We start from the raw sequence: 6,122 nt of genomic DNA, 5'->3' as shown, positions 1-6,122 counted from the left end.
AGTCTAGAGATGCTTCACTGCGCTATCGCTCCGTTCAGCATGACAAACTAGACTTTTTGCCTAATTTATAAACACCCACTAACAATGGTGCGTTACGATAACAGCTAACGCACCCTATCTGTACTGCTTCTAAAACTGCTTTTGCTTTCGTAACAACTCGCTAATTGTCAAGTCAAATCGAGCCTCACCATCAAACACAGTGCCGACTTTGCCTTGATTCAAATGAACAGTATCAATTTGGTAAGCTTCATCTGGTAATGGTACGTAACCAATCGAACTTGCTGCTTTTGGAGCTTTTTGCAAGTAAAAATTCGCGAATTGGTAAACTGCACCTTTATGTTTGGCAGACCAAGGATTAACGTAGACAAATAATGGTCGGGATAATGGTTGATATTTGGCTTTTTCAACAGTTTCGGGCGATGGTAAAATAGCACCTTTACCACTATCAATCGCCAAAGCTTTTAATTTAGATTTATTTTCCTGGTAATAAGCATAACCAAAATAACCTAATGCACCAGGGTCATTACTGACACCTTTGACTAATTCTTCGTCGTCTTCGCTGCCTTTATAATCATTACGGCTAGATTTTGCTTTACCAACAGTTGCTTCAGTAAAGTAGTCAAATGTACCCGATTCTTTACCTGCACCATATAAAGTTAATGGACGGTTTGGGTAGCTAGAACGTACTTGATTCCAATTGGTAATTTTACCTTCTGCTGCTGGTTCCCAAATTTTCTTTAGTTCGGCAACCGTAATATCCTTTGCCCAATCGTTTTGCGGGTTAACCACAACAGTTAAAGCATCAAATGCAATCGGCAGTTCGACATATCTAATCTGATTTTTCTTGCATACTTCCATTTCTGCTTTGTTAATTGGACGGGAAGCATTGCTGATGTCAGTCTCACCATCACAGAATTTTTTAAATCCACCGCTAGTACCGGAAAATTTTACTGATACCTGTACTTTCTGGTTTGATTTAGCTTGAAATTCCTTTGCGATCGCATCTGTAATTGGAAAAACTGTACTCGAACCATCTACATTAACAATTGCGGCACTGTCAGTACTTTTGACTTCTGTCACCGTTGCGGGTTGTTGGGTTGTAGATACTGATGTTTCGGTGGAAGATTGGTTTGATGTGGTAGAGCAACCAACTGTCAAAGCCAAAATCCCTAACGCTAGAGCAAACCTTGCTGTCGTTGCACTCATTGACTTCACCTATCTAACAGATGTTGAAAGTATACATCTATCATTTCAAAAAAACTTGATATGTCAATGCCAATAAGACTACAATATACAAAAATTAATCAAAAAAAATTGATGGATTGTGTGAGTTTGTATCCTTGGATACTTTAGCTATTTATGTTTGTCTATTGTTAATCTTCTGAGCAAGAAGCGGCTGGCAATATCTGGCTGATGTGTCGAAATTCAGCGAGATATGCTTCTAAAACAGCAAATTGAGGAATATTTAGGCTGTAGTAAATCCAACGTCCTTCCTGACGGGAATTAACTAAACCTGCTTCTTTGAGGGTTTTCAGGTGGAAAGAGAGTTTTGATTGGGTGACATTTAATACCGAGCATAAATCGCAAACGCATTGTTCTTGCTGACGCAAAAGTTCCAAAACGCTGATTCGTAAAGGGTCAGATAATGCGTGGAAACCAGACGCGATATTTTTGGGAACTGCGACAACAGGAGTTTGCATGATTTTGGGTCTTATTTTGGGTATTGCAATATATTTTGCAACTATGTTTCTATCTCGATTATGGAGCCAATTTTCTGCAAATAACTAGGATAATTTTACTTGAAAATTGGTACTTTTAAGGAGAGTAATACCGTAACAATGGCTGATTGCGGTTTTGCGACTTTCAAACAACTCTAATAAAGCACCAATAATATTTTCGAGTAGAGTTGGGTTAAAACTGTCGAGAAAATCCTCCGTAGAGATTTTATCTTGAAAAAACTGCTTGGCGCGATCGCACTGCTGAGTCATTGCCTCAAAGCCAATGGATTTGACAATAAATGTCGCGACAGGTGAGTGTTGTAAGTCGCTGTGGATACTTTTTGCCCGTCCGATTGTCAATAAATCGAATACTTCTTTCTCAATATTGGTTTTAGGTGAATAGGGATTACTAACTTCCGGTAAGAAATATTCGAGAGGCATAAATGTAAAACCTGGCAAGGGAATTTCCCCCATCATGATTGTGAGGGGAATATCCACACCAATAGTTAATGACAATGCTTCGATCAGGGCAATTGTCACCAACTTGCATTTTAAATATAATTGGGCAATTTCCAGGTTACGACTAGCACGGTGGTACAGTAACTCGTAACTCGAATTATCGGGTTCACCACGAAATTGATGAAAAATCAAATTCGGTTCCAACGAACTCATAAAAGCCTCTATAGCTTGAATGGCAGTTCGATAATCTCCAACAGTATAAGCACCCATTGTACTCAGCTTATGGTTGGTTTCCGGCAATAAATTCCAAGTGTTAGCCAAAAATTGTGCCGCTTGGGGATGGGCAAAACTACTGACATCGCGATTTGCCATCCTGACACTAGCTTTCACAGTTTCAATAATTTCCCCATCATTCAAACCCAAATTAAACTCAATATTGGTATTGTGTAACCTTTTGTAAAGGCGATCGCACGTAGTCAATCCATCTTCGGTTTTGGGACGAAAGGGAATCGTCGCTTCAATACAAGCGATAATCTGTAACATTTGCTGCGGCAATACAAATGGTTCTAATACTTTTGCTGCAACCAAAGCACTCAAAAATTCGTTTTGTCCAACATAAGGATTGAGTATTTGTCCGGGTACAAAACCAAATATGGCAGCTACCATTGCAAATATTTTATCTGGGGGTAAATGCCCTTGCTGACGAATCGTCAAACGTCCATCAATTTCTTTGATAAAGGGGGAGATAAAATAACTCAGGTTAAAATTTATACTTAAATCGGCTTGCAGATAAACTAAATCGTGAAATAACGCAGCTAAAACCTCAATTGGCTCTTTAGTTCCACCAACATCAAAAATATGTTGCGGAGTGTGAAAATATCGCCAAGGACCCGTCATTGGCTGCACAATCAAGTCAGCTATCTCTGCTAGTTGATGCGGCTGAATTTCTAATTTGAGACTTTTGCTTGCCCAGATCAGTCGCTTTAAGCATTTTTCATACGCTTGTGCGCTATCCATTAGAAATCCTCATAATTAAAAATTTAATCAAAACTAAAGAATTAAAGAAGAGTAGAAAATTCAGCATTGAGAATTCAGAATCAATTACTGGGGGAATTAAACCATTTATAATTTTGACTTAATTCTGACTTCTGACCCCTGAATCCTTTCTTGTTATACTTTAAACGGCTAATAATTTAACTTTTACCATGAACACAAAAATGCAAATATTCTCTGCGTAACTTTGCGTTTCACTCTGCGTAACTCCGCGTTTAAAAGCTAAACTCCAAGCCGTTTTGAGTATAAATTATAAAAATACAGCCTGATTTTGCTAAAAGCTTAATTTTAAAAGCACTTTCTCATGTATAAACGAGAATTCTACTCATTGTTATCCGGTAAATTATGGAAACTTTACATCAGTGTTTTTACTTAAAGACAAGAAAACCTCGACATTGGAGCAAAGTCAAGGCTTGATTAGTGGATATGTAGCCAATTTTATGTTATGCAAAGGCTTCGGATTTATAGCGAATACCAGCTTGCTTGAGACGACGTAATACTTCACCCAAGCGATCGCAATCTGCAACCAAACTCACGCGCACGTATCCTTCACCACCAACACCAAAGGCATTACCCGGTGTGAGGACAACACCTGTTTTCTGCAATACATCCAAGGCGAAATCGGTAGAACCCATTCCTGGTGGACAGGGAACCCACAAATACATTGTTGCCTGGGTTTTCGGCACATTCCAACCTAATTGCGACAATCCTTCGATGAGGAAATCACGGCGGCTTTGGTAACGTTTTTGTACATCAATCAAATAGCTGTCTGGTAATTGCAACGCAGTTTCCGCAGCCACTTGTAAAGCCGAAAAAATTCCATAATCCAAATTCGTCTTTAAAGTTCGTAAACCCTGAATAACTTGGCGATTCCCCACCACAAATCCAACCCGCCAACCTGCCATATTATAGGTTTTAGACATGGTATGAAACTCCACACCAATATCTTTAGCACCAGGAATTTCTAACAAACTCGTCGGTTGATAGCCATCAAATGCCAATTCCGCATAACACAAGTCATGAACGAGTAAAATTTCATACCTGCGGGCAAAAGCAACAATTTCCTCGAAAAATTCGCGGGGTGCGATCGCAGCAGTCGGGTTACTGGGATAATTAAAGTAGAGAATTTTGGCTTTTCGCGCTACCTCGTCGGGAATTGCTGCCAAATCAATCAACCAGTTATTTTCTGCCTTGAGATGCAAATTGTAAACATCTCCCCCAGCAATCAATGGACCACGAAAATGTACAGGATAGGATGGGGAAGGTACTAACACCACATCCCCAGGGTTAATATAAGCTAACGCTAAATGTGCCAAACCTTCCTTAGAACCCAATAACGGCAAAGCCTCGCTATCGGGATCGAGATTGACTCCATAGCGTCGATGATACCAACTGGTGATGGCATGGCGAAAACTAGTAGTACCTTCAAAGGGCGGATATCCATGATTTGCGGGGTTCTGCAAAGCCTTCACAGCCGCATCAATTACGGGTTGAGGTGTTGCCCCATCGGGGTTTCCCATCCCTAAATCAATCAAATCTAACCCTTGTTCCCTTGCCTTTGCCTTGAGTTCGTCTAACCTGGCAAATGGGTAAGCGGGTAATTTCTTGATTCGTTCTGCTGGGTTAATCCAATTTAAGCTCATTCTTCCACCTCATCACCCAAACCCCCAACAGAAAAGCTATTCATCGTATCTTTTGTATCCATTGGTGCAGTAGTCGAAACCATCGCTGCCATTAATTGCTCCAGGGAAACCTTAAAGGGTAATCTATGAATATCCGATTTTGGATCGAGGGCAATTTCTGCGGCTTTTTGTAACTGCTTGATAGTCACATCACCCAAACCCAAGTCATCCAAGCTCCGGGGCAAGCCAATTTCGGTATAAAATTTCAATAATTGCTGTCTGGCTGTGGTTGCGAGTTGGTTCCCTTGTACCATTTCCTCTAACCGTAGCTGTACCAAAATTCCGAAAGCGACTTTTTCACCGTGGATGCTTTTCTTTAATCCAGTCTTTAATTCATCCTTTCCGCAAATGTGCGTTAACCCATTATGAACTGCATGTGCCGCAACAGTCCGACATTGGGCACCACCAAGTCCACCAATGACACCAGCGAGTAACACTGTAGCATCGACAACCTGCTGCCAAGCTTCACCACCGGGTTCTTGTAATGCAGCTACCGACTTTTGAAACAAAATATCCCGCAATACCCGTGCTTGTTGAACTGCGGCAATCACAATTGTTTGTTCCGAATGCCCGCTACTCACAGATGCTTCATACCACTTTGCGATCGCATCTCCAATTCCGGCAACTAAAGTCCGTTTTGGTGCGGTTTGTACCAAGTCGTAATCCAAAATTAGCAAATCGGGGCAACGAGATAACCCGACATCGTAAAGGAATGCTCCGTCATCAGCATACACATTTGATAACGCCGTCCAAGCCGCACAAGTTGCGCCGGAAGTCGGAACCGTCACCACAGGCAAATCTAATTGATGGGCAATTAATTTTGCTGTATCCAAAGCTTTACCACCACCAACACCAATAATGACATCGGCTTGATGTTCCTTGGCAGCTTTGCGGAGTGCTTGCAAACTCGTTTCGCAGCAATCTGGACTGTAGTAAGCTTGATGAATATTCAATGATTCAGCGTTGAACATCGGCTGCAATTGTTTCTCGACAACAGCAAGCGTATGTTTACCAGCAATTACCAGAGGACGCTTTCCCAGACGGACAATATCCTCGACAGCAGCAGCAACAACCTGAGAACCGCGAATAACCTTCCCAGGCGCAACTGACAGAAAAGATATGGAACTAGAAGTTTGAGTAGACAACTTTTTCGTTAAAAATTCGTTAGGCATATAACTAATTAACTAACAGTAACATTTATGTATAATCT

5 protein-coding genes are annotated in these 6,122 nt (G+C 41.0%); all 5 read right to left on the bottom strand.

From position 1 onward, the window contains the following. Positions 1–129: 129 nt before the first annotated feature. The 5 genes from CK510_RS24635 to CK510_RS24615 all read right to left on the bottom strand — a co-directional run bounded on the left by CK510_RS24635 (position 130) and on the right by CK510_RS24615 (position 6,084). Entirely contained in the window at positions 130–1,206 is a 1,077-nt protein-coding gene (locus CK510_RS24635) for a PstS family phosphate ABC transporter substrate-binding protein (protein ID WP_095724188.1), read from the bottom strand. 167 nt (positions 1,207–1,373) lie between these two features. Beyond that, positions 1,374–1,700, bottom strand: coding sequence for an ArsR/SmtB family transcription factor (locus CK510_RS24630; RefSeq protein ID WP_095724187.1), 327 nt, complete (start codon positions 1,698–1,700; stop codon positions 1,374–1,376). A gap of 84 nt (positions 1,701–1,784) precedes the next feature. Next, complete coding sequence (locus CK510_RS24625) at positions 1,785–3,194, bottom strand: hypothetical protein (protein ID WP_095724186.1); 1,410 nt, start codon at positions 3,192–3,194, stop codon at positions 1,785–1,787. 479 nt (positions 3,195–3,673) lie between these two features. Then, positions 3,674–4,873: an aspartate aminotransferase gene (locus CK510_RS24620; protein ID WP_095724185.1), complete on the bottom strand. Its 1,200-nt coding sequence runs from the start codon at positions 4,871–4,873 to the stop codon at positions 3,674–3,676. Beyond that, positions 4,870–6,084, bottom strand: coding sequence for an iron-containing alcohol dehydrogenase family protein (locus CK510_RS24615; RefSeq protein WP_095724184.1), 1,215 nt, complete (start codon positions 6,082–6,084; stop codon positions 4,870–4,872). Before CK510_RS24615 ends, CK510_RS24620 begins: the two co-directional genes overlap by 4 nt. Positions 6,085–6,122 lie beyond the last annotated feature (38 nt).

The organism is Brunnivagina elsteri CCALA 953, assembly GCF_002289455.1.
GTDB lineage: Bacteria > Cyanobacteriota > Cyanobacteriia > Cyanobacteriales > Nostocaceae > Brunnivagina > Brunnivagina elsteri.
The sequence above is the reverse complement of the archived record's forward strand: the minus strand, read 5'-3'. Positions and strand labels throughout refer to the sequence as shown.

Coding starts and splice junctions, on each gene's coding strand:
- CK510_RS24620 (WP_095724185.1), bottom strand. CDS start 4,873: ATGAGCTTAAATTGGATTAACCCAGCAGAACGAATCAAGAAATTACCC.
- CK510_RS24625 (WP_095724186.1), bottom strand. CDS start 3,194: ATGGATAGCGCACAAGCGTATGAAAAATGCTTAAAGCGACTGATCTGG.
- CK510_RS24635 (WP_095724188.1), bottom strand. CDS start 1,206: ATGAGTGCAACGACAGCAAGGTTTGCTCTAGCGTTAGGGATTTTGGCT.
- CK510_RS24615 (WP_095724184.1), bottom strand. CDS start 6,084: ATGCCTAACGAATTTTTAACGAAAAAGTTGTCTACTCAAACTTCTAGT.
- CK510_RS24630 (WP_095724187.1), bottom strand. CDS start 1,700: ATGCAAACTCCTGTTGTCGCAGTTCCCAAAAATATCGCGTCTGGTTTC.